The sequence below is a fragment of the Shigella sp. FC1967 genome (assembly GCF_001743005.1).
In the GTDB taxonomy this organism is placed as follows: domain Bacteria; phylum Pseudomonadota; class Gammaproteobacteria; order Enterobacterales; family Enterobacteriaceae; genus Proteus.
Map to the genome: position 1 here is coordinate 1 of NZ_MIIZ01001489.1, position 329 is coordinate 329.

1 pseudogene is annotated in these 329 nt (G+C 45.9%); it reads left to right on the forward strand.

Annotation, left to right across the window (positions count from 1 at the left end):
* Positions 1 to 329, forward strand: a pseudogene (locus BHE89_RS23265) (RNA-guided endonuclease TnpB family protein); the annotation flags it as partial.

Genomic DNA, 329 nt, shown 5'->3' on the forward strand with positions numbered 1-329 from the left:
TTCTCCCAAAAACTAAAAAGTCCCCGTTTTCCCCACGTTTAAAAAGTAAGCATGGCAGACAATCTAGCTATCATTGTGTCGGGATCAAAGTCATTGATGGCGCGATAAAAATCCCGAAAATTGCACCGATTGAAGCGCGTTTACATCGTGAAATTACGGGGGCGCTGAAAAGTATCACACTGAGCCGCAGCGCAACCGGAAAATACTATGCGTCACTACTCTGTGATGACGGGGTAGAAGCACCGGCAAAGCCAACATTGATATCAAATATCACGGGGCTTGATGTGGGGCTGAGTCATTACGCCATCAAATCAGACGGCAATAAGATT